The sequence below is a fragment of the Lichenifustis flavocetrariae genome (assembly GCF_026130545.1).
In the GTDB taxonomy this organism is placed as follows: domain Bacteria; phylum Pseudomonadota; class Alphaproteobacteria; order Rhizobiales; family Beijerinckiaceae; genus Lichenihabitans; species Lichenihabitans flavocetrariae.
This window is the reverse complement of the sequence record NZ_JAMOIM010000010.1, coordinates 1-24035: the sequence shown is the minus strand read 5'-3', so window position 1 is coordinate 24035 and position 24035 is coordinate 1. Positions and strand designations below refer to the sequence as shown.

The window sequence follows — 24035 nt, the reverse complement described above, 5'->3', positions numbered from 1 at the left end:
CGCTAAGCCCGCATGCGTGCCCCGTCCGGATCGAAGGGTGCCCCCTCGACCCGCGCGGCGGCGCGGCGTTCGCCCAGGATCTCGATTTCGAAGCCGGTGATCTCCTTGGCGAGCGCCTTGGGAACATAGCCCATGGCGAGAGAGCGGCCGACGCTATGGCCATAGCCGCCCGAAGTCACCCATCCAACGACTTTGCCGTCGTGCCAGACGGGCTCGTCGCCAAGCGCATCGGCATCTGTCGTCTCGATTGCGAAGTTGACAAGCCGCAAGGGCCCGCCGCCCTCGGCTCGGATGCGCCCCACAGCCTCGCGCCCCACGAAATCCGCCTTTTTCATCGCCACGAAGCGCTCGAGCCCGGCCTCGTCCGGTCCATAGGTCGGCCGGAACTCGCGCGCCCAGGTGCCGAAGCCTTTCTCCAGACGCATCGCATGCAGCGCCCGGCCGCCGAAAAGCTTCAGGCCGTAGTCCTTCCCGGCTTCGGTCAGGAGATCGTAGAGGCTGCGCTGATACTCGGCCTTCACCCAGATCTCGTAGCCGAGGTCGCCGGTGAAGCTGACCCGGCCCACGAAGGCCGGCAGTGTGCCCACGTCCATCTGGCGGAAGCTCATGAACGGGAAAGCCGCGGTCGACAGTTCGTCGGAGACGAGCATTTGCAGCAGAGCGCGCGACTTGGGGCCGGCAAGGGCGAGGCCGGTGTATTCCATGGCGCAGGCCCGGACCGTGCAGCCGCTCTCGGGCAGGTAGTTCTCGAACCAGCGCAGGTAATAGGTCTCGGCCGCATAGGTGCCGACGATGAAGAACTTGTCCTTGGCCCAACGCCCGATGGTGAAATCACCGATGAGCTTGCCGTTTTGGTTCAGCATCGGCGTCAAAGCCATTTTGCCGATCGCGGGGATGCGATTGGCCATGACCTTGTCCAGGAAGGCTTCGGCCTTCGGGCCGGTCACCTCGAACTTCCCATAGTTCGTGGTCTCGATCATGCCGACGCCCTCGCGCACGGCCTTGACCTCGGCCGCCACATAATCGTGCGTATCGGGCCGCTTGAACGTGAAATCCTCGTAGGCGAGGTCTTTCGACGGTGCGAACCAGAGCGGATGCTCCAGGCCGCAATAGTCGCCCCAGACCGCGTGCCTGTCATTGAGCCGGTCATAGATCGGCGATGTGCGATAGGAGCGACCGGCCGGCAGTTCCTCGTTGGGGTAGCGGATGCGAAAGCGGCGGGAATAGTTCTCGCGCACCTTCACATTGGTGTAGGCGAGCGTCGTCCAGTCGCCGAAGCGCGCGACATCCATGCCCCAGATGTCGAAACCGGGGTCGCCTTGAGTCATCCAATTGGCGAGCGCCAATCCGACGCCACCGCCCTGGCTGAACCCGGCCATCACGGCGCAGGCGCACCAGAAATTCTTGAGGCCCTTGATCGGCCCGATGAGCGGGTTGCCGTCCGGCGCGAAGGTGAAGGGGCCGTTGACGATCTTCTTGATGCCGACCTTGTTGAAGGCCGGGAAATGCGCGAAGCCGACTTCGAGCTCCGGCGCGATGCGTTCGAGATCGTTCGGCAAAAGGTTCTGGCCGAAATCCCACGGCGTCGTTTTCTCGGACCACGGCACGCAGGCCTTCTCGTAGGTCCCGAGCAACATGCCGTGCCGCTCCTGCCGGGTGTAGATCTCGCCCTCGAAATCGACGCAGTGCAGGTGCTCCTGGGTGCCGACGAGTTCGGGCATGTCCTCGGTGATGATGTAATGGTGCTCCATGGCGAGCACGGGCAGCTCGATGCCGACCATGCGGCCCACCTCGCGGGCCCAGAGACCGCCGGCATTCACCACATGCTCGGCATGGATCGTGCCCTTCTCGGTGATGACGTCCCATGACCCGTCCGGGTGCTGCTGCAGGTCGGTGACGCGACACTGCCGCTCGATGGTGGCACCGCCGATCTGGGCCGATTTGGCATAGGCGTGCGTTACGCCATAGGGGTCGACGTGACCCTCGACCGGGTCATAGAGCCCGCCCACGAAATATTTCTTGTCCATCATCGGGAAATGCTTTTCGGCCTCGTCGACCGAGATGAGTTCCAGATCCATGCCGAGGTAGCGGCCCCGCGCCTTGACCATCTTGAGCCAGTTCATGCGCTCCTGCGTGCCGGCCAGCATGATGCCGCCCGTGAGATGCATGCCGCAGCTCTGGCCGGAGATCGCCTCCAATTCCTTGTAGAGCTCGATCGTATATTGCTGCAGCTTGGCGACGTTCGGGTCGCCGTTGATCGTGTGCATCCCACCGGCCGCATGCCAGGTGGACCCCGCCGTGAGCTCGGCGCGCTCGACCAGCATCACGTCGCGCCAACCCGCCTTCGTGAGGTGGTAGAGAACGCTTGCGCCCACCACGCCGCCACCGATCACAACCACCTGGGCTTGGGATTTCATGCTCACCCTCGTCAGGCCTTCTCCCGCGACGCGGGAAAAGGAAACAAAGCTTCAACATCCGTCTTCACGTCGCCATCGGCTTTTCGCCTTGCGACGAATTTTGTGGGCTTCCGGCCCGCCGCACGCGACCGGCAGCGGCATGAAGGCCACAAGGATCCCCTTATAGATGCCGAACCCGATGCCGTCTCCACCCTCGATTCTGACGAGGCGTGAAGACTTTCGACACTGTTTTGCGCCACATCAGCGCGACTTGCGTCTCAGGAGAGCGGAATGATTCACAATCTGCAGGCGCTTCTGGCGACCATCTACGGGAGTGTCGCGGCCCATCTCGACCGGTGGGACGGCTGGGCCGTTGTCATCGCGTCCCTGCTGTTCGGCCTTCAGCGCGCACCGCTGTGGATGCCGGTCGTGGTCGCGCTCGTGATCGATCCCCTGCTTTACGGCTGGGTGGCCGGTCTGCTGCATGGTCGCATCGGAGGTGTCGAGGGACTCGGGTTATTCACCCTCACACAGATCGTCGTCGGCTATGGCGGCTACGCGGTCGGGCGATTGATCGCCCGCCTGCGCTAAGCCGAACTCAATGCCGCCGCAAAAGACGGGCGGCGTAGAAGCCGTCCATGCCTTCGAGGCCAGGCGCAGCGCTCGGATTGAAATAGGGCAGCGTCCGCAATTCACTCTTCGCCGTGAGCCAGCTGCTTTCCCCGGCGATCTCGTCAGCCCGGATCGGGTCGAGATTGATGTCAGGATTGCGACGCAGGAGCGCGGCGATCTGCGCTTCGCCCTCCTCGGGTTCGATCGAGCAGACGCAATAGACCATGCGGCCGCCCGGCCGGAGCAGCGACACCGCGCGGTCGAGCATCTTGGCTTGCAAGGCCGCCAGCGTCGAGATGTCAGAGATTCGCTTGGTCCAACCGACATCGGGGTGCCGCCGCATGGTCCCCGTGGCGGAACATGGCGCATCCAGCAGGATGGCATCGAACGGCGCCGCCTCATAGGTGGTGATATCCGCCACCTTGGTTTCCGCGCTGAGATTCAACCGTTCCATATTGATGGCGAGACGCTTGAGACGTTCGGCTGAACGGTCGACCGCCACGACCTGCGCACCAGTCATCGCGAGTTGCGCCGTCTTGCCGCCTGGCGCTGCGCATAGATCGGCGACGCGCTCGCCCCATTCCGCACCGAGCAACCGGGCCGGCAGGGCTGCGGCGGCATCCTGCACCCACCACGCACCGTCCTCATAGCCGGGCAATTCCGGCACAGGCGTATGACCGCGCAGGCGGATCGACTTCATGGCCAAGACGTCGCCATCGAGCCTCTCCGCCCAGCCTTCCGGGTCGCTCTTCACCGTAATGTCGAGGCGGGGCTCCACACGGTTGGCAGCCGCGATCTGAGCAACGCCGCCGTCTCCATAGGTCAGCCTCCAACGTGCCGCGAGCCAGGCCGGCGTGTCGATGAGTGGGTCCGTATCCGTCAGCGTTTCACGCAAACGGGCGAGGTTGCGCGCAACCGCATTGGCAAGCGAGGCGAAGGGCAGGCTTTGAGGGTCGTGCCGCACCGCCTGCACGCACAGATTGACGGCGGCATGATCGGGAACGTCGAGGAACAGCAGTTGCGCGGCCGTGGTGATCAGAGTCCATTCGAGGGGTCCCGATTTCCGGGGCAAGCCCCGCTCAAGCAGGGACGCGAGTGCCTTGCGGATCGTTCCCAATCGTCGAAGCGAGACCATGACGATTGAGCGCACGAGTGCGCGGTCCCGAGGTTCGAGGCCCGCCAGGCGCGGATGCACCGGCTCGCCAGAGAAGAACTCGTCCACGCCGTGTCCGCTGCCGATCACATCAGCCAGAACCGATGCCGCCGCGAGGCGGGCCGGCAATCCGGGCGGAAGGGTGGGGGGGACGTCCTGAGCCTTTTTGGACCAGGGTTTGGCACGGCTGGCTGGGCGTTGTGGGGTCACTGGACTCTTGGACATCGCTATATCGATCACAGAATTTTGGAAGTTCACCGCCGAGCTGAAAGTGTCTTGCCCCGAAGACATGGCCAGCCGAAAAGATACGACCCGAGATGTGGACGTTACCGCTTAGACGGCCTAATTTAGGCGTCATCAAGGGAAAGTAACGAATCTCCCCAGCATCGCTCATGACGTCGGTTCAGGGCAAGTCATCAATCGAAAGACGAGTGAAAATGTCCACGGAGATTTCCAACGGCCGCGACCGGCCCTCCGCGTTGCCGAATGTCGAAACCACGGAGAAACCTGTTACGCGTCCGCTTCCGGAGGCGGCTCAACGGGCTCTCGCCGAGGCCGCGGCCCGGAGGCGTGCGACGAATGTGGCTATAGCGAAAGAAGAAATGGGCGGACGGGGCGGTCTCGATCCGGTCAGATTCGGGGATTGGGAAGTCAAAGGCCTGGTCAGCGATTTCTGACGACGATTAACGAAAGAAGGCGTTGCGCTGTTATCCGCGCAACGCCTGCAACGACTTCAAGCTGCGAAGTGTTTTACGAATGCCGGGGCAGGCTGTCGGCTGCTTGGTGGGCGGCAGAATACGTGGCGGATTTCACTTGTCCGCCAATGTCATGCACAAGGTCGGACAGGTTGTCGGTCGACACGCCATGCTCTGCAACAGTCGATTTGACCTGATCGAACGTCTGGTCAGCCGTTGCTTTCAGCTGAGAAAGCTGCTGCCGGGCCGCTGCCGCTGCACTTTGCCGCATCGACTCACTGGCATCTCCCATCAGCTGGGCCTCGACGTCGGTCGACGGCAGCGCTGCTCCCACGGCGGCGCCCACTGCCACCCCAAGGGCGGCGAGCACCAATGGCTGCTCGTCGAACAGCCGAGCCAGAGACGACGTAGGATGTTTGAGGTTCAAGGAAGTATTCATCAATGGTCTCACTGGCTGGCGAAGATCTGCCGATGTTGAGGCTCGGCCATACCCCAAGTTGGCATTGCGGAGATTGTTCATTTCAGTTGACGTTCGGGTCGTTCTGGTCCGGGTAGAGATATCTGGTGACCCGCTATCTGACCGGGCCGCGGTCGCCTCGCCCCGGTTTGTTGCACCGTAGTTGACCGTGGGTGGAACGTTCCCGCGAACCGACACTCGGGTCGACGCGCGACCCTTCGTTGAGTTTGGGGTTGAAAGCCGGCCAAAACCGAGGAGCATTGCTGCTCCGAGGCCGATCAGAACCGCTGGGATCGGGTTCGCACGCGCGGTTTGCCAAACCCGATCCATCAGCGCCGTCGAATCGAAAGTGGCGTGAGCCATGACTTCATCGACGACGTTGCTCGGCTTCAAGTTCTCACGAAGTTGATCCAAGGTGTTGACGAGACCCGCGCGCTCGTTCTCGGCCTCTTCAGCCACTTCTGCAGATGTCTGATCAGTAAACAGACTCATGACACCTGTTCCTTGATGATCTGAGCATCTTTGCCAAGCTGATTGATCGAGCGCTTCGGTGCGAGCCCAGAGGTCGAAAGATGGCTCACTGCGAAGTAAACGGCGAGTCCGCCGACCACCGCCGAAACCAATCCTACGCTGAAAAACGCCACAAAGGGCTGCAGTCCGAAGTAGATCAGAAGATGAACAACGCCGAGAACAAACAGTACAAGCGCGGTCAACAGAAGAACCGACGAGGCCGCGATGATGGCCAAGGCCCGGATGGCCTCGGCCAGTTTTTCGCCAAGTTCGGTACGGACCAATCGGATTTCAGTCTCGATCAGCCGCGCCATGTGGGCCATGGCATCGGCGATGAGACTGGGCGTGGACGGACGTCCTGAGAGATCGGTCATGGTGATCCCCGCTCAGGTCTGGGTGTCGCGCGCCACCACCTCATGGGCCGGTTCGCTTTTGAAGAAACGAGCCAGAACGAAGCCAGCCAGGACCGAGCCCGCGAAGAAAGCCACCGGCTGCTTGCGCGCGAAGGTCGTCACCGACGCGACGACGTCGCCAAGGTTGCTCGCGCGAAGATCGCCGGCGATCCGATCGACCGAACCGGCCGCATCGCGCACCAGCTTGGCCATATTGGGATTCTGCGGCTCGAGATCGCTTGCTGCATTTTGCGCGGCACGCGAGATCCCGCTCAGCTTATCGGCCCCGATTGCCTTTTGCTGATCGATAATGTCCGCGATGCGGTTGCGCGCCTCATCGGCCATCGACGAGATGACGGTCTTGGCCTCGTCGACATGTGCGCTTGCCTGGCTTTTCAGGTCGGCTGCCAGGTTCGTGGCAGTCTCCCGCAAATCCTTGCCGTTCGCCTGCAGGTTCTCCTTGACGTCGGAGAGGCTATCCTTCGCGGTCGACAGGTGGGATCTGATACTGTCTGATGCGTCCGAAGCGGACCCCTTGATCGAGTCGCCGTAGCTCTGAGCGGTCGAAGCGGCCTTGTCGCGAAGGTCCCCGGCTTTCGCAGCCCAATCGTTGGTCGATGATGTCTCGCTCATACCTCTTCCCCTGGTTACCGAGCTTCGGCGAGACAACCTGCGGCAAGGGATTTGAGTTCCGTGAGGACGCGAACTCCAAGTTACTGAAGCATCACCACAGGTGTTCCCACGGCAACGCGGTCGAACAGATCAACGATGTCGCGATTGTGCATGCGGATGCAGCCGAATGAAGCGGCTCGGCCGATCGAGTCCGGCCGGTTGGTGCCATGGATGGCATATTCATCGCCGCTCAACGTGAGGGCCCGCGCGCCCATTGGGTTGCTCGGCGAACCGCCGGGGATGTAGTCGGGGAGCCATGGCTCGGCGCGCTTGACCTCGGGCGGTGGAGCCCAGGCCGGCGCGACATATTTGCCGTCGACCGTCACGACCCCGCGCCATTGTTTGCCCATCTTGCCGACCGCGACCGGATAGCGAAGCGCTTCCCCATTCTCGACCACGAGATAGAGGCTTCGCTGGCGCTGGCTCACCACGATGGTTCCCGGCGGATAGCCGGGCAGGGCGGCCAGTTCATAGGCGCCGGCCGGCAACACCGTGGTCAGGAAGGCGCCGAGCGTCGCCAAGGCGATCAGGCCGGCCAACACGATCTCGGTCCACATCAGGCGGGTCCGAACCACCGGACGGTAGGTAAACCCCATCTGCCGCACTCCTCACCGGCTTCATGCCGATGAGGCTTTCTCGATCCGTGAGGCTCAACGCCCTCTTACCGGATGGCCTCAAATGCGCGACGATCCAGAAGATCGCCACCGCAGGGTTAACAGAGGCCTGCGGTTCATGATTGATGTTCCGTTGCCGTGATCCGGCTCAGCGCGACATCGTCTCCCGGCGCTTGGTCACGAGATCCTCGACGACCGACGGGTCGGCAAGGGTCGAGATGTCACCGAGCGCATGGAATTCGTTTTCGGCGATCTTGCGCAGGATGCGCCGCATGATCTTGCCCGATCGGGTCTTGGGCAGGCCGGGGGCGAACAGGATCACGTCGGGTGTCGCGATGGGGCCGATCTCCTTGCGGACATGGGCCGACAAGGCCTTGCGCAAGTCGTCGCTGCCCGAGGTGCCTTGCATCAACGTCACATAGGCGAAAATGCCTTGACCCTTGACGTCATGCGGGAAGCCCACGACGGCGGCTTCCGACACTGTTTCGTGGGCCACGAGCGCACTCTCGATCTCGGCCGTCCCCATGCGGTGACCGGAGACGTTCAGCACGTCGTCGATGCGCCCCGTGATCCAATAGTAGCCATCCTGGTCGCGCCGGCAGCCGTCGCCCGTGAAATAGGTGCCCGGAAAGGTCGCGAAATAAGTGTCCTCGAAGCGTTTGTGGTCGCCATAGACGGTGCGCATCTGGCCCGGCCAGGAATCGGCGATCACCAGCGCCCCTTCGCAGGCTCCGTCGAGCACGCGGCCCTCGGTGTCGACGATCTGCGGCTTCACGCCGAAGAACGGCAGGGTCGCGGAACCCGCTTTGAGCGTCATGGCGCCGGGCAGGGGCGTGATCATGTGGCCGCCGGTCTCGGTCTGCCACCAGGTGTCGACGATGGGACAGCGGCTGTCGCCCACCACCCGGTAGTACCATTCCCAGGCTTCCGGATTGATCGGCTCGCCGACCGTGCCGAGCAGCCGCAGCGAGGACCGGTTCGTCCGCTTCACCGGTGCTTCACCGGCGCCCATCAGCGACCGAATGGCGGTCGGTGCCGTGTAGAACAGCGTCACCTTGTGCTTGTCGACCACCTCCCAGAAACGCGACACGCTCGGATAGGTCGGCACCCCCTCGAACATCAGCGTGGTGGCTCCATTCGCCAGCGGGCCATACACGATATAGCTATGGCCCGTGACCCAGCCTATGTCGGCGGTGCACCAATAAACGTCGTCTTCGTGCAGGTCGAAGACATATTGATGCGTCATGGCGGCATAGACGAGATAGCCACCGGTCGTGTGCAGCACGCCCTTGGGGGCACCGGTCGAGCCCGAGGTGAACAGGATGAAGAGCGGGTCCTCGGCGCCCATCTCTTCGCAGGGGCAGTCGCTGGCCGCTTTGGCCCGGGCGGTCGTATAGTCGACGTCGCGCGGGTGAGACGTGATCTTGTCACCGAGCCCACCCGTGTTGCGCACCACGATCACAGTCTCAACGGCAGGGCATCCCTGGATGGCCTCGTCCACGGTGCGCTTCAGCGGCACGCGCTTGCCGCCGCGGAGGCCTTCGTCCGCCGTGATCACGACGTTTGAGTCGCAGCCGAGAATTCGGCTCCTGAGACTGTCGGCCGAGAAGCCGCCGAACACCACGGAATGAAGTGCGCCGATGCGTGCGCAGGCGAGCATCGCGAAAGCTGCCTCGGGGATCATCGGCATGTAGATCGTGACGCGGTCACCCTTCCGAACGCCGCGCGCCTTCAGCACATTGGCAAACCGGCAAACCTCGCCGTGCAACTCGCGATAGGTGATCGACCGCGAATTCGTCGGATCGTCGCCTTCCCAGATGATCGCCACTTGGTCGCCACGCGTGGCGAGATGCCGGTCGACGCAATTATAGGCCACGTTGGTGGTGCCGTCGGCAAACCACTTGATGCTGACTTGGCCCAGCGTGAAATCCGTGTCCTTCACCTCGGTGTAGGGTTTGATCCAATCGATCCGTTTGCCGTGCTCGCTCCAGAAGGCCTCAGGGTCGCGGATCGAGGCGTCGTACCAGGACCGATAGGTCGCGGCGTCGATCAAAGCGTTGTTTTTGAACGACGCGGAAGCCTCGTGGACGTGCCCAACAGTCGACATGTGTTCCTCCCGGGAGTCCTTGCCGGCCCCGCTTCTTGTGGTCGGCGTGATGGTAGCGCGGGAGGGTGGCGGGGGACAATGGGTCGACAGGACCGCGATCGAAGGTGCAGGAATTTGTCGCCCCGCCCGACCAAAGATCATCGAGTCCCGTGTGCCGATCGCTTGAAGCGCCCGCGTCGGCGCGCTTCAAGCGATCGCCGTGCCTGAACGTCACACACTTGTAATCGAACCTCTGCAAAACCCTTGCGCTTGCTGGGCAGCCGGCTCGGGCGATCGGGATCGCGCGGCTACGGAGCCTCGCCCCCATAGCGGGCAGCAGGGGAGCTTTGGACCATGGCATTTCATCGGCATTTATCGTCCTCACCACAGACCACGCGCCGCGAATTCGTCGCCGGCGCAGGAGCCTTGGGCGCCGCCGCCTTCGGGGGGCTTCCCTTGTTCGGTGCCGCGCAGGCACATGCGGCCACCATGGCGGATTGGGCGGCGGCTCCCGACGTGGAAAAGGCCAAGATCGAAGGCCAGCAATTCGTCAGCTATGGCATGCCCGACAGCTGGGCCAACTACGGTGAAGTGCTGCAGAAGTTGGCGCAGCATTACGGTTTCAAGCTCGACCATTCCGACACCGACATGAATTCCCTCGAGGAGGTCACGAAGTTCGAGGCGGAAAAGAACAATCCCGTGGCGATCTGCGCCGATATCGGGATCCTGTTCGGTAAGGTGGCCGAGCAGAAGGGTGTGGTGCCTCCCTATATGCCGCCGAATGCCGCCAAATTGCCGGCCGGCCTGAAGGGTGAAAAGGGCGGCTGGGTGGCGACCTTCACGGGTGTCCCGTCCATGGTGGTGAACACCAATGTGATCAAGAACGTGCCGACTTCCTGGGCGGACCTCGCGAAGCCCGAGTATAAGGGCCAGGTCGAGGTGATCGATGCGGCCGGCGGCGCCGGGACCGCGATTGCGACCTATATCGCCTGGGCCTACGCGTTCGGCGGCAACGAGAACAATCTCGCTCCGGCTGCGGCTTTCACCAAATCCATGATCCCGCAATTCGCGACGTCGGCGGCCAATGCCCAGACCTTGGAAAAGGGCGAGGTTCCGATCCAGATCAAGTATGATTTCAACTGCATCGCGGCCGCCAAGCAGCTGCAATCCAAGGGCATCGCGGCCAAAGTGGTCGTGCCGGAGTCGATCTACGCGCCGTCCGCGCTGATGCTCAACACCTACAACTTCCCCAAGATGAATATCGCCAAGCTGATGCTCGACTTCGTTCTCAGTGACGAAGGACAGGCGGCCTTCGCCAAATTCGGCGCGCGCCCGATCCGCTGGGTGCTGGGCGACCTCAAGTTGCCGGACGACGCCAAGGCGAATTGGCTGCCCGACGCGGACTATGCCAAGGTTCACGTGCTTCCGGACTGGTCGAAGGTCGACCTGCAGAAGGTCGCCGAGACGTGGCGCGACGAGGTGGCCGGCGGCTAAGGTGAGCCACCACGCCCAGGCCACAGGATCAGGGCGCTACACCGCAGCGGCGCGAACCCTGTCGATCGGCGAACGCGCGAAAGCGTTGTTCGTCGATTGGTCGCTCGCGCTGCCGCTGATCGTCATGGCGTCCCTGCTGCTGATCGCACCCGCCCTCTCGATGGTCTGGTCGAGCTTCGCGGGCGAGGACGGCCATTTCACCCTGGCCAATTGGGCGAAGACCTTCAGTTCGGCGGCGTCGCAGCACGCGATGGAAAACTCGCTTCTGCTCGCCGCCACGGTGGCGACGCTGTCGACCTTGTTCGGTACGCCGCTCTCCTGGATGATATCCCGCATGGCGCGCTGGAGCCGTTCGTTTCACCTCGGCATCCTCAACGTGGCCGCGAATTTCTCGGGCATCGGCCTGGGCTTCGCCTATGTGGCGGCACTCGGCACCTACGGGATGGTGACGCTGGCGTTCCAGAACGTCGGCCTCGGCTTCACGGGGCTGCCGCAGAGTTCGTTCACCGGCCTCGTGCTGGCCTATTGCTACAGCAACGTCCCGCTTTTCGTGCTCCTCTCCCTGCCGGTGATGAGCCTGCTCCGGGACGAATGGTGGGAGGCCGCGCAGACATCCGCCGCGACCCGCTGGCAGTTCTGGCGCTACATCGGCGCTCCGGTGCTGATGCCCTTCATCCTGGCCGACTGGCTGCTGATCTTCACATGGTCGGCCGGCATGTATGGCCTGCCGGTCGCTCTCGTGGGCGAGAAGCCCGGCGCCTTCCGGCTCGTCACGGTCGAGATGTACCGTTCGCTCTATGGATCGTTCTTCGGTGATCACCGCATGCCGGTCTATGCCGTGCTGTTGATGTGTCTCGCCGCCGTGAGTCTGCTCACCAATCGATGGATCATGCGCCGGGGGACACGATGGTTGACCTGACGCGCGCCCAGGAGAGTCCCGCTTTCCCTGCGGTGGCGCGTCCCACGGTCGCCTGGGGGCGGCCGAAGCCGGGGTTCTTCGGCCTGCTGCTGCTCTCCGTGACGGTCTTCTACATCTTCCTGCCGATGATCGCGGTCTTTCTCTATGGGCTCGCGACCACCTGGACCAACCATGTGACGCCGGACGGCTATACCCTGGCGCATTGGCGCGATTCGCTCGCCGATGGCCGGTTCCGGGTGGTGCTCGGGCGAAGTCTCGCGCTGGCGATCGGGACGGCTGTCCTCGATCTCCTCTTGGTAACGCCGGCGGTCTACTGGCAGCGCGTCCGCAACCCGCGCATCCGGCCCGTGATCGAGATCCTGGCCGCCATCCCGTTCTCGGTGCCCTATGCCGTGATCGCCTTCGGGCTCCTGCCGCTCAGCGGCACCTATGCGCCCTCGCTGCAAGGCACGCTCTGGCTGCTGCTGCCTGCCCATGCGGCCGTGGCCTTCTCGTTCGCCTATTGGGCGATCGACAGTTCGATGGCGGCCAGCAATGTCGTGGGGCTCAGCGAAGCCGCGCGCACCTGCGGCGCCAATGTCGCGACGACGCTCACGCGTGTGATCCTGCCGAACATTATGCCGGGGCTCGCGAGCGGCGCCGTCCTGGCCTTCGGGGTCAGTTTCAACGAAGTGGCGCTCGTGCAGATCCTGTGTGGCAACCGTTTCGAGACGGTGCCGCTCTACACGCTCAATCTCCTGAAAAGCACCGACGCCGATTTCAACAGTCTCGCCGTCATGACGGGCATCACCTTCGCGATCACGCTGGTGCTGTCGGTCCTCGTGGTCTCCCTCAACAAGGGGCGCGCCGCGGCCGGAGGCACGACCGACGCCAAGGGAGCACCCGCGTGAGCACGATCACGATCGAGCATGTCTCCAAGCGCTATGGCGACAAGCTGGCCCTCGACGACGTCAGCCTCAATGTTCATTCGGGCGAGTTGATCGCGCTGCTCGGGAGCTCGGGCTGTGGTAAGACCACCTTGTTGCGGGCCATCGCGGGCCTGATCGACCCGAGCGCCGGCCGGATCCTGTTCGACGGGCGCGACGTGACGGCGGTGCCGACCCGGATGCGGCCGATCGGCATGGTGTTCCAAAGCTATTCGCTGTTCCCCAATATGACGGTCCGGCAGAACATCGCCTTTCCGCTCAAGGTGCGGGGCCAGTCCACGGCCGCCATCGCCCGGCGCGTCGACGAATTGCTCGCGCTGATCGGCCTCGGCGAATGGGCCGATCGGCACCCGAGCCAGTTGTCGGGCGGCCAGCAGCAACGCACCGCGCTCGCCCGGGCGCTGGCGCCCGATCCGGCGGTGCTGTTGCTCGACGAACCTTTGTCGGCCCTCGATGCCGTCGTGCGCCTGCACCTGCGCGACGAGATCCGCCGCATTCAACAGAGCATCCGCACCACGGCGCTGCTGGTCACTCACGATCAATCCGAGGCGCTCGCGGTGGCGGATCGCGTGGTGGTCATGCGGCAGGGCCGCATCGAGCAGCTCGCCACACCCGCAAGCCTCTACGAGACCCCGACCACGGCCTTCAGCGCCTCCTTCATCGGCAATCGCAACGCGCTGAACCTGCCGGTGCGCGACGGCCGCATCCGCCTCTGCGGCACGATCGAGATCGCCACGGCCCTCACCACGCCGCGCGCCCTCGTGTTCGTCCGCTCGGAGGACGTGCGGCGCAGCAACGACGCCTCGGGGCAGGCCGCCACGATCGAGAACCGCATCTTCGAAGGCTCCACCACGCGGTTCTATCTCACCATCCCGACCGACGACGGCCCCCTGCACGTCAAGGCCGACTGGCCCAGCCGCGAAACCGACGAACTGCGCTCGGGCGACACCATCAACGTCGTCATCGACCCGCGCGACGCGCACGTGTTTCCGGGGTGATGGGATCGCCCTCCGGATAGAGTGCGGGTTCAGGTCGCGACGATCGGTGAAGCGCAGCGGTCGATCTCAAGTCAGCTGAGACAAGCCGTCCTCAGTCTTCCATCTGACATCGGTCGCTCCTCGTCGGAGCGACCGATGTCAGAAGCGATACTGCAATTTGGCACTGCCGGTCTGGCTGATGAACGAACGCGACAGCTGGGTCCGATATTCGGCAGTGAGCTGAAAGCTCTCCGCCGTCGTGAGTTGCACGCCCAAGCCGATCTCCGCAAGTTTGTCCGGCACATGGGAGATGGTCCGGAAATAGTCCCCACTTCCGTCGTCCTGGAATTTCGCCAGGCTGCTCACGGTGTTGTTCGGCACGAACGTGATGCCCACCGTACCAAAGGGGCGCAGCGTCCAGCTTTGGACGTCGATCCGGCCGCCGATCTCCATCGTCGGGCTGACGACCAGGAAGGTCTTGTCCAGGCGCTTCATGTCGAGATTGAAACCATCCGCTCCAAATTCCGAGTAGCCCAAGATGGTGTTATGGATGATGTCGAGATCGAGATACGGCTTGACGTACCAGTCCTTGAACAGGAACTGATAGGCGGTGCGCAGACGCCCCGCCGCTGTCAGGGCGGAGATGTCGCCTTGTGCGATCAGGCGTTCGTCGTCGAGATCGATCGACCGCCTACTGTTGATCGCCCCGTAGTTGAGATCGCCCGACAAAGCGAACATCCATGCCCCGACCTGGTGCTTCAACGCTCCGGCGATTTCGCCCCCTTGTTCGGCGGCACTGCCCGTCTTGTCGGCACTGATGCGATCCGAGGTCACATAGCCGAGGGACGCACCGAAGAACCAGTCACGCACGAACTCGTGCTGCATCCCGACACGATAGTCCACGCCGCTGATGTGATAGCCGTCCTCATCGGCGGTGTTCGACTGGTGTGCAGTTGATCCCTGCACGCGACCCCAGACGCAATCGCCTTCGCGCAGCAGGGTCGATCCATAGACGAAGGCCGGGCAACTCATAACGGCGCCCAAGGCCGCCTTCGCCTGGGTCAACGCGGAATCGACGCTGTCGAGAGTCTCTCCTGGGTCGAGTTGTTCCAAATCAGCTTTGTAATCATCGAGCGACCGGACCTTGGCAAAATCGGCGAAGAGCCGCGCGATGCCAAGGTCGTCTTGGGAGATCGGGTTACTGCCTGTCCGAACAGCGAGACTGTTCCACTGCTTCTGCAGGACATCGGCGGTGTGTTCGGCATTCCCGCTCAGGGAAACCCCATTCGGATGGACGAAATTGGCGCTCGGCTGGAGGGCGAGCGCGTTGGCACCCTGGTTGGTCACGCTCCAGCTGATCGGCGCCACCTCCGACGACGCGAGGCTAGGCGCCGGCACGGAAAGCCTTGTGGCGGCAACATCCGCGCCTCGCCTGTCGAAGATGCTATTCGTCGCCGCACCAAATATGCGGCCTTCCGCGGTGAGAAACGTGTAACTGCCCGGCAGCAGACTGTTGATCACATTCGGTTGGACGGTTCCGCCTCTCACAGTGGCCGTCCCGCTCACGTTCAGCACGTCCGCTGCGGGAGCTCCACTATCGGCGGAGACATCGACCAGGATCCGGCCGTCGTTCTGAACGAAGCTCCCATTGAGCTTCGTGGAGCCGAGGGTGCCGACGCCCGCAATGTCGAGCGTAGCGGTGTTGTAAAGAGTGCCCGCGCCAAGCTGGATTTTCCCATTGGCCTGGGTGATCAGCGACGCGCCGCTGCCCGCGCCGTCGACTCCGTTGAAGAAGAATTCGGCTTGTCGGGTGGCGGCTCCGGTGACGATGTCGCCTAGGACAGTGCCGCGATTGAAGATCCTATCGTCCCCTGAGCCAATGATTGCCTGCCCGGAGACGGCGCTGACCGCCGTACCCGGCTCGATCGTGATCGTGTTGTTCAGGCCACCGCCATCGACACGGATGCCCGCACCCGTCCCGCTGCCGCCCTTGATCGTTCCGTTGACGTCGATGTCGATGCTTCCGCCCAGCCGGGTGGGGTCGAGACTGCCATCGGTCCGTTGCGCGCCGCTCTGCGCGAAGATCGCGTAGGAGTCCTTGCCGGTCGCGGTGACGCTCCCGCGCACATTGACGGTGATCGCCTGCCCGCTACCCGTGCCGATTCGCTGCTGGGCTTGAACGCCATCGAGGCTCGTCAGATTGCCGCCGCCGGTGTCGAACCATGCTCCGCCCCCACCCCCGAGGCTCTGAGCGAAAATGCCATGAGCCCTGTCTCCGGTCGTGGCGATGGTCAAGCTTGAGGTGGCGTCCTGCATGCCGATCTTGATCTCACCGCCATTCCCGGTCGAACCGCTCGTGTTCGTTTTGGTCGTGATGAAGGGCCAGAAGCCGCTTGTCGTTTGCGTGACGGTCGGCGGCGTGTATGAAATTGCCCCGGTCCCGGCTCCCGCGTAGCCGCCGCCGCCGCCGATCGATTGCGCGAACACGGCCGTGGCCCCCGCGCCGCTCGTCGTGACGCTCGCGCCGTCGCCAAACGTCACGTTGACGGCGCCGCCATCTCCCCGCGAATTGCCGTTGCCGCCGAGGGTTGTGTCGCGCCGGATCTGTGACAGGGACGACACATAGGCACCAAACCCGCCGCCGCCGCCGATCGATTGGGCGAAAATCCCCATGGCGCCGAGCCCGGTCGTCTCGATCGTGTTTGTGTCCACAACCGTGACGGCGCCGCCCGATCCCGTGTTCAAGCCGTCGCTTCCGGCCCGGGTTCCGCCGCCAATGCTCACGTAAGCGTTGGTCGGCGGAATGATCGAAGTGCCGGTCCGCCCATTCGTGCCGCCTTCGGTTCCCAGTGCCCCGAGGCCGAGGGCCTTCAACAGGTCGCTAGCGGCGTTCACGGCGTCGAGTTGGGCCTGGGATGTCACGAGCAGGTCGGCCGAGACCGGGGAGGCCTGGTCGAGGAAGAAGGCGCCCCCGCCGCCCCCTATGCTCTGCGCCACAATGGCGTGCGCCTCCCGGCCGGCCGTCGTGATCGTGCCCGAGTTTTGCATCGTCACGGCGCCGCCGTCCCCCCTGGCGCCGCCCGATCCTCCGACGTTGACCCCCGCCGAGACGGAGGCCACCGCATCGGTGTTGGCGGCGCCACCGCCAAGGCCGCCGCCGCCACCGATCGACTGCGCGATGGTTCCGAATGCCCCGCCACCCTCGGTCGTGATACCGCCCTTGTTGTTCACCGTGACGGCGCCGCCGTTTCCGCCATTCCCCCCTGATCCGCCGATTGCAACGTTGATATTGTACCAGTTGGTGCCGTTCGTCGTGCCGCCACCGCCGATCCCGCCGCCACCGCCGACGCTCTGGGCCAGGATGCCGTAAGCACTGTTGCCGCTCGTCTGAAGCGTGCCGGCATTCATGACGTCGACGACGCCTCCATCGCCTCCACCGCCGCCGCTGCCACCCACGCCAACGTTCACGGAGGTCTGCCTCATCGTCGTGTCGGGGGTTTTCCCGATCAGGGATTTCAGCCCATCTTTCACGGCATCCGAGAATGACTTCTGAATATAGTTCAAGGCGCCAGTCTTGGCCGATTCGGCAAGGCTCTGGATCACGATGAGTGGAAGGCCGATCTCGGGCAGGGGAGGCTCGCCCTTTTTGGCCCGCTCTATATTCTCCTTCCTGATCTTCTCGTTTTGCGCGACGTTATTCTTTGCGCTAGTCCAACCAGCCTTGATGATGCTCAGGGCGTCCTTCGCATAGCTCAAGCGTTGCTGGGCGGTGCTCTTCTTATCGAGAAATCCAGCTTGCGCCGCGTCCAACTTCGGATTGCCGAATTGTTTCGACAAGCGCTTGTTGATCGAGAAGATCTCGTCTGCGACCTGCAGGACCGCGTCCGTCGCGTCCTTGGCGCTCCCCGGGAACGATACGGCTTTCTTTCCGCCGGTCATCGCGCCGCCGACGCCGCCACCGCCCCCGACGCTCTGGGCGAAGATCGCGGTCGAGCCTGCGCCGGAGGTCGTGATGGTGGCCCCTTCGACGTTGGTCACCTTAACGGCACCGCCGCTTCCGCCCTTGCCGCCGCTGCCACCGATCGACAGGTTGCCGGCGAACTCCCCCGCGCCGCTGCTGGAATAGCCGCCGCCTTCGCCGCCGCCACCGCCGATCGACTGTGCGAGAATGCCCCGCGAGTCATGGTTTGACGTGACGACAGTCGATCGGTTCTCGACCGTGACGGCGTCACCCTTGCCGCCGTCGCCGCCCGTGCCGCCAACGGCAACCTTGGCCGCCCATGTGTCGGCGACCGGCAAGGCGTCCGAGATCAGGTCGCTCAATAGGCTATCCGGAGTGGAGACACCTTTCTTGGTTTTGGCGGTTGCGGTCCCGCCAGTGCCGCCGCCGCCGCCGATGCTGGCGGCCTCGATTCCGGTCGAGAAAGCGCCTGTCGTTTCGACGACACTGTTGTTGACCACCTTGACGGTGCTGCCGCTGCCTCCGCCTCCGCCCTCGCCCCCGATGCCGATCGCCACGGCGAAGTTTTTGTAGAAGCCGGTGACATCGGAGGTCGAGGCCGCAGAGCCGCCGGCGCCGCCGCCGGCTCCGATGCTGGTCGCGAGAATGCCGTAGGATCGCTGACCGCCCGTCGTGATCGCGGCATCGTTGTCGACCGTGACGACCTTGCCGGACCCACCCTTCCCACCGGTTCCCCCGACCGAGAAGGTGAAGCTGAAGCTCGGAGAGCCCGGGGGCGAGGCAGCCAGCGCCGATGCGGCCGCATTGCCGCCCTGGCCGCCACCGCCGCCCACACTGCGCGCCACGATGCCGTAGGAATCGTCCCCTGACGTCTTCAGGCGAGACGTGTTGTCCACCGAAACTATGCCGCCGTCGCCGCCGTCGCCCCCCGCCCCTCCGACCGCGTATGAAGCGGAAACAAACAGGCCCACGGACCCTGCGCGGGCCGAGCCACCGACGCCGCCGCCTCCGCCGACGCTTTGGGCCAGGAGCGCACCCGCCGAGTTGCCCGCCGTCGTGATGGAGGGCCCGGACGTATCGCTGGCGGCTCGGCCGGCCGGCCGGATCGTTACGTCACCCCCGTTCCCGCCGCCGCCGCCGTTGCCGCCCGCCGCCGTGCCGAGCCCGAAGGAAAGAACGGACGTCGAGGCGCCGCCCGCGCCACCGCCGCCGCCCACACTTTGGGCCTCCAGACCGATGGCGGCGTCCTTTTCGGTGACGATCGAGCCTTCATTGGTCGCGGCAACCTTGCCGCCGTTGCCGCCGGCCCCGCCGCGACCGCCTCGGCCCGCCGGAAAGAAGGCGGAGGTGGCACTGCCGGCGCTTCCACCGCCTCGGACAGACCCTGGCGCGATGTTGATCTTCTGGAAAGGGTCGAAGGCTTCGCCTCCGCCCAGGCTCTGCGCCAGAACGCCGACCGAACCCTTGCCGTGCGTGACAACCGATCCTTTTTGGATCACATCCACCTTGCCACCGTTGCCCGCCGCCCCACCGTCTCCGCCAGACCGCCCCTGAAATCCGACGACGCCGTTGCCGCCGACGCCGCCCAACGACATAGCCGCGAGTCCGATGGAATTGTCTCCGCTCGTCTCAATGGATCCGGTCTGGACGGCGGTCACGAGCCCGCCATCATTACCTTTGCCGCCCGCTCCCCCGCCGCCCTGACCCGAGTAGTCGGTTCCCCTGGCGGCGCCGAGTTGGTTCCCGCCTCGTCCGCCGATGGATTGCAGGACGACGCCGGCGGAGGCCGAACCCGCCGTTGTGATCTTGCCTTGACCGGTGAAGGTCACCGCGCCTCCCAGGCCGGCGCCGGGCAGGAGACTGCGATAGCTGATCCCGTCGAGACCCGCGCCGCCGATCGATTGCGCGATCACGCCTGGCGCCGAACTCCCGTTGGTGGAGACCGCGGCAGTGTTGCCGAGCGTCACCGAAACGCTGCCGCCGTTCGCACCCGGATATTTCGACTGATCGGCGGCGTTGATCCCCAATTCCCAGGGCAGACCGGTGCGGTTTTCGCCGGTCTGCCCGGCCTCCGATCTTGCCCAGACACCAGCGAAACTGTCCCCGCTTGTGTTCACATTGGATTGTAGGCCAAGCGTCACCGTGCCGCCCCGACCACCATTTCCGATATATCCGCAGAAGCCGCACTGACCCGTGGCCCCCACGGATCCGCTCCCTCCGATCGAAAAGATCGTCAGGAGCGACGTCGGCACCTTCAGATTGGCGGCGCCGACGATATCTCCCGTCTGCGTCAGCGAAACATCGCCGCCCCTCCCGCCGTCTTTGCCCGGCGTATAATACGAGCCGCCCATGACGCTGAAATAGGTTCCGAGCGCGCCTTTGCCGCCTTGAGACAAGATCTGAACGATGCTCGAAGGGGCGGGCTGTCCGACGTTCGACTTCGCATTCGTCTGACTGATGGCGCTGCCGTCGGCGCCAGGGGTCGAATCGGGAACCTTATCGTTGGCCCGGGCGCCGCCGCCTGTGCCATCGGCTCCCTTGCTGATGATGCGAAAGGATCCATCGTCGGCGGTTGCGACCCCGCCTTGCGCCACCACGAGCGCGAGGACACTTGCGCCGCAAAGCACCCCTCTACGGGTCCTCGATAGGGCTCTCGATGGATGGATGCGGTGCATTCACGTCATTCCGTGCGGCGTGGATCGAGAGAGTCCCCAATGGAACAGCCCGGGCGATGGCCGGTGCTTTGTGGGTCTCCGGCAGAGGTCTCATCGGATGACCCGATGAAACGACACAGATGCTGAGGCTCTCCGGCCTAACCCGGCGACGTTGCAGCGGGCGTTACCTTCGAAGGCGCGGGACGCGGCTTGGATCCGTCGGACCGTCGACGAGGCCGCTTCGATCAAGGTGAAGCGGCCTCCGGATCAGGCTCGGCAAATGAGCCGTGGCGGTTCAGAACCGATATCCGAGCCGGATGGTGCCTGTTTCGGAGCGGTATCGATGGGCGAAGTCGCCGCCGATCTCGACCTTGACCTCCAGGCCGTGGATCTCCTGGACGTCGGCCCCGAGCTTGACGTTGGCCAGCACGTTGGGGATGCGGATCAGGTTTTTCATAGGCATCCGACAGCGGCGCGCCGGTCAGCACGGAGCGCACCGCATAATTGCTGTCCGACACCAGGCTGACGCCGGCCGACCCGTAGGGGCGGGCGGTCCAGTTCTCGCCGATGTTGACGCGGCCGCCGATCTCCAGGGTCGGGATGAAGGTTGCCAGGAACACGTTGCTGCCCATCACATGCAGGCCGAGCGGGCCGCCGTCCTTCTCGGTGAAGGCCGGTGTGTGCAGGTAGGAGAGGTCGAGGTCGGCGTAGGGCTTGGCGTACCAGGGGCCGAAGTCGAACGTGTAGGCGGCCCGGAGGCGGCCGGAGACGTGGTCGAGGCGGCTGTCGGAATGCGCCACCTCGCCGTCGAGCGGCCCCGTGGAGCGGGTGTTCCTGTACCAGCCGCTGCCGCCTTCGAGGGCCGCGGCGAAGAGCCAGGGTCCGAGCTGCCGCTTGAGCGCCAAGCCGCCGCTCACCCCCTGGCCGTCGGACGAGGAGCCGCCGTCGCGCGAACGATTGGAGCTCTCCTCGTAGCCGATCGACATGCCCAGGAACGTGTTTGCCGCGATCTGCCTCTGGGCGCCGACCTGCATGATGCCGCCCGTCTGCCGATAGCCCTCGTCGTCGGCATCCGCGAAGCGGTCGGTGCGGGAGCCGTAGAGCCGGCCCCAGGCGCATTCGGTTTCCACAGTCAGGCTGCCGTCGCCCGCGAAGACCGGGCAGCTCATCAGGTTGGTCTTGAACTTGGCGCTGCTGTCGGCCTGCTTGACCGGCGCGGCGCCGTAGCCCTCGGTGTTGAAGTCTTCGAGCAGGCCCGCATAGGTCTTCGGGTCCATGACGGTGGCGAGCTTCGCCAGGGCGCCGTCCGTGTCGCCGACCTTGTTCTGCGCCCAGAGCTCGTTCAGCATGTCGCCGGCGCGCTGCTGGTCTCCATTCAGGGCGACGCCCGCCGGCGTGAAATCGGCCTGGGCCACGTAGAGGTTGGCGGTACGACCGTCTCCAACCGTCTTGATCCCATAGGCCACGGCGAGGGTCTTGGTGATGCTGTCGGGCGAGAGGGAAAGCGACTGCGTCGTGGCGATGACGGGCAGTTCGGTCGGCGCCAGGGTGATGGGCGTGACGTCGATCTTGCCGCGCACGTCCGCGTTTGTCGCGATCAGCTCGGATGCCTTGCTGTTCACAAAGTCGGCGTTCAAGGCCAGCGTGCCGTTCCGGCTCTGATAGTAGTTCCCGGAAATCGTCAGAGCACCGAAGCCATTCTGGTCCCCTGGACGCAAGATCCCGTTCTCGTTCCTGACATAGCCCGCGACGGATCCCGATCCGCCCATTGTGGCTCCATTGAATATTTGAAAGCGGTCGGCACGAAACGTGCCCTTCGAGTCGAACAGCATCGTGCCGTCCAGGATATCCACCAGAGATCTGCTGTCTTGCACCGTCGACTGGATATCGAGGGTACCGGCCCCGATTTTTTCGACACTGCCGGTTCCCGAGAACGTGTTGTTCGCGAGCGTCAGCGTCGTCCCCTGGTCAACTTCAAAATTGGCGACCAACCTCGTTATATCCTGGCCTGCATCATCAATTCTGTCGGGGGCCTGCTTGTAGGGTGCGGTGATGATGTCGCGCTGCATCGTCATGGTGGTCGTCGTGTTCAGCGTTCCGCCACGAAACGTCAATGCGCCCGCTTGCGCGCCAAGATTGTTATCCTGACTGATACGAACAGTGCCGTCATCGAGCCGCGTGCCGCCCTGGTAGCTGTTGTCGCCGGCAAGTGTCAGAGTCCGATCGCCCATCTTGAGCATGGAGCCGACGCCGGTGATCTTGCCCGCATAGGTGCGGTCGCGGACTTCGATATTGGCGACGTAGGGCTGATCGAGCTGCGCCTGGGTACCCGCCTCCAGCGCATCTGTGTTCAGCGCATATTTGGCGATCATCTCATGCGCTTTTGTGGTGGGGTGAAACGCATCCCAAAACAAATATTGGGACACGTTGCGCGGCGAGCAGCCGTTAACATACCCCCCTGCGGAGCGGGTATTTGCGCTTAAATAGCCGGTATTCGCTGTGTCATCGTAACAATTCTTGCGTCCTTCGGTAAATCCGAAAGATTGAGGATTAGCCTGCACCTCGTTTAGAAGAGCCGCAGCATCGACGACGACGATGCGTGACTGCGAAGGACTGCTCGCAAATTGATCTCCAAGATTGTAGAGATCTTCTTTCAGCCTATAGTTTGTCGACTCGATATGGCTGTGAAGATCGTTTCGATCGTTTGCATCGGCGCTGCTGAATTTTGGTGTCTGACTTACGTCCGGCACTGTCAGCACATAGTAGGTCGCACCGGTGACGGACGTGGACGAATTCGCTTTGAACGCATCGTTGATCGTTTGCAAAAGCGAGGGCACTGTCCGGACTTGTGCGTCGGCCTTGTTCAGATCCTTGGGAACATTGCCGAAAATAAGGCCAGACTTATCTTCCATCTGCTGTCGGTAGTTGTTGCCGCCGATCCAAAGCGTCACCAATGGTCTTTGCCCGAATGCCGACGAAGATCCGGATTTAATGGCGGGGATCAGATCGCTCGATATCTGTTCGTTTAGCGTTTTAATTCCCACACTGGACAGATTGTTGTCGACGTAATCACCAACGACGGCCCCGCCATACGCCAGATTGCGCGAGGGATCGTAGGTGCCGGCGACCGCTCTCTGAATGTATTCAAGCCACACTGGCCCATTCGAAAATCGTCCAGAATCATAGTCAGTGGCGTTAACGGGAAAGATGATTTGCTTTCCTAGCCCGGATTATGCAGGCCAATAAGCATTGAGGTGGATTTTCTCTACCGGACCGTGCCGTTTGTCCGATTTTGCGCCTCTGGCGACGCGCCTCCTCGTTCCGGCGGAAGGCCGGATTTGGGGGGTGGAGAGGTTTGCGGGTTGATGGGACGGGCTCGATGGACGGGGCAGATTGCCCCGCCTGTCAGGTGACGAGACGGGGTATGCGGGCGAGAGCGGCCGGCATGATGGCCTGCGCCGGACAAGAGCTCGGCAGGTGGATCTTGATCATCGTCTTCCATTCGACGACGCGAGCG

15 protein-coding genes are annotated in these 24035 nt (G+C 63.8%); 6 read left to right on the top strand and 9 right to left on the bottom strand.

Annotated elements, in window-relative coordinates:
• Positions 1-2: 2 nt before the first annotated feature.
• A complete protein-coding gene (locus M8523_RS15740; protein ID WP_282585837.1) occupies positions 3-2417 on the bottom strand; it encodes a GcvT family protein in 2415 nt (804 codons plus the stop codon).
• Positions 2418-2687: 270 nt separating this feature from the next.
• Here M8523_RS15740 and M8523_RS15735 point away from each other — a divergent pair, with 270 nt between their 5' ends.
• The gene (locus tag M8523_RS15735; RefSeq protein ID WP_282585836.1) at positions 2688-2987 is read left to right on the top strand and encodes a hypothetical protein; all 300 of its coding nucleotides are present in this window, start codon (positions 2688-2690) and stop codon (positions 2985-2987) included.
• Between the two features lie 7 nt (positions 2988-2994).
• On the opposite strand, the gene M8523_RS15730 is transcribed toward M8523_RS15735, so the two are convergent.
• Positions 2995-4386 carry an RsmB/NOP family class I SAM-dependent RNA methyltransferase gene (locus M8523_RS15730; RefSeq protein WP_282585835.1) on the bottom strand — a complete coding sequence of 464 codons (1392 nt, stop codon included), beginning with the start codon at positions 4384-4386 and terminating at the stop codon, positions 2995-2997.
• A gap of 212 nt (positions 4387-4598) precedes the next feature.
• Here M8523_RS15730 and M8523_RS15725 point away from each other — a divergent pair, with 212 nt between their 5' ends.
• Positions 4599-4838 carry a DUF1674 domain-containing protein gene (locus M8523_RS15725; protein ID WP_282586031.1) on the top strand — a complete coding sequence of 80 codons (240 nt, stop codon included), beginning with the start codon at positions 4599-4601 and terminating at the stop codon, positions 4836-4838.
• A gap of 73 nt (positions 4839-4911) precedes the next feature.
• On the opposite strand, the gene M8523_RS15720 is transcribed toward M8523_RS15725, so the two are convergent.
• The 5 genes from M8523_RS15720 to acs form a co-directional block, all read right to left on the bottom strand.
• A complete protein-coding gene (locus tag M8523_RS15720; protein ID WP_282585834.1) occupies positions 4912-5805 on the bottom strand; it encodes a hypothetical protein in 894 nt (297 codons plus the stop codon).
• Positions 5802-6197 (bottom strand): phage holin family protein, encoded by a 396-nt coding sequence (locus M8523_RS15715; protein WP_282585833.1) that lies wholly within the window; start codon positions 6195-6197, stop codon positions 5802-5804. Before M8523_RS15715 ends, M8523_RS15720 begins: the two co-directional genes overlap by 4 nt.
• Before the next feature lie 12 nt (positions 6198-6209).
• Positions 6210-6848 (bottom strand): hypothetical protein, encoded by a 639-nt coding sequence (locus M8523_RS15710; RefSeq protein WP_282585832.1) that lies wholly within the window; start codon positions 6846-6848, stop codon positions 6210-6212.
• Between the two features lie 80 nt (positions 6849-6928).
• Complete coding sequence (locus tag M8523_RS15705; RefSeq protein ID WP_428350734.1) at positions 6929-7444, bottom strand: L,D-transpeptidase; 516 nt, start codon at positions 7442-7444, stop codon at positions 6929-6931.
• A 205-nt stretch (positions 7445-7649) separates the two neighbouring features.
• Complete coding sequence (gene acs / locus M8523_RS15700; protein WP_282585830.1) at positions 7650-9608, bottom strand: acetate--CoA ligase; 1959 nt, start codon at positions 9606-9608, stop codon at positions 7650-7652.
• Positions 9609-9941: 333 nt separating this feature from the next.
• On the opposite strand from acs, the gene M8523_RS15695 reads away from it, so the two are divergent.
• Genes M8523_RS15695 through M8523_RS15680 form a run of 4 tightly spaced genes read left to right on the top strand, consistent with a single transcriptional unit; the run spans position 9942 to position 13924 of the window.
• Positions 9942-11081, top strand: a complete 1140-nt coding sequence (locus M8523_RS15695; RefSeq protein WP_282585829.1) for an ABC transporter substrate-binding protein — start codon at positions 9942-9944, stop codon at positions 11079-11081.
• 1 nt (position 11082) lies between these two features.
• Positions 11083-12000 carry a hypothetical protein gene (locus M8523_RS15690; RefSeq protein ID WP_282585828.1) on the top strand — a complete coding sequence of 306 codons (918 nt, stop codon included), beginning with the start codon at positions 11083-11085 and terminating at the stop codon, positions 11998-12000.
• Positions 11988-12890: an ABC transporter permease gene (locus M8523_RS15685; protein WP_282585827.1), complete on the top strand. Its 903-nt coding sequence runs from the start codon at positions 11988-11990 to the stop codon at positions 12888-12890. Before M8523_RS15690 ends, M8523_RS15685 begins: the two co-directional genes overlap by 13 nt.
• A complete protein-coding gene (locus M8523_RS15680) occupies positions 12887-13924 on the top strand; it encodes an ABC transporter ATP-binding protein (RefSeq protein WP_282585826.1) in 1038 nt (345 codons plus the stop codon). Before M8523_RS15685 ends, M8523_RS15680 begins: the two co-directional genes overlap by 4 nt.
• 138 nt (positions 13925-14062) lie before the next feature.
• Here the strand turns inward: M8523_RS15680 and M8523_RS15675 are convergent, their stop codons facing one another.
• Together M8523_RS15675 and M8523_RS15670 are read right to left on the bottom strand one after the other, a co-directional pair.
• Entirely contained in the window at positions 14063-20491 is a 6429-nt protein-coding gene (locus tag M8523_RS15675; protein WP_282585825.1) for a hypothetical protein, read from the bottom strand.
• A 272-nt stretch (positions 20492-20763) separates the two neighbouring features.
• A complete protein-coding gene (locus tag M8523_RS15670; protein WP_282586030.1) occupies positions 20764-23727 on the bottom strand; it encodes an autotransporter domain-containing protein in 2964 nt (987 codons plus the stop codon).
• Positions 23728-24035 lie beyond the last annotated feature (308 nt).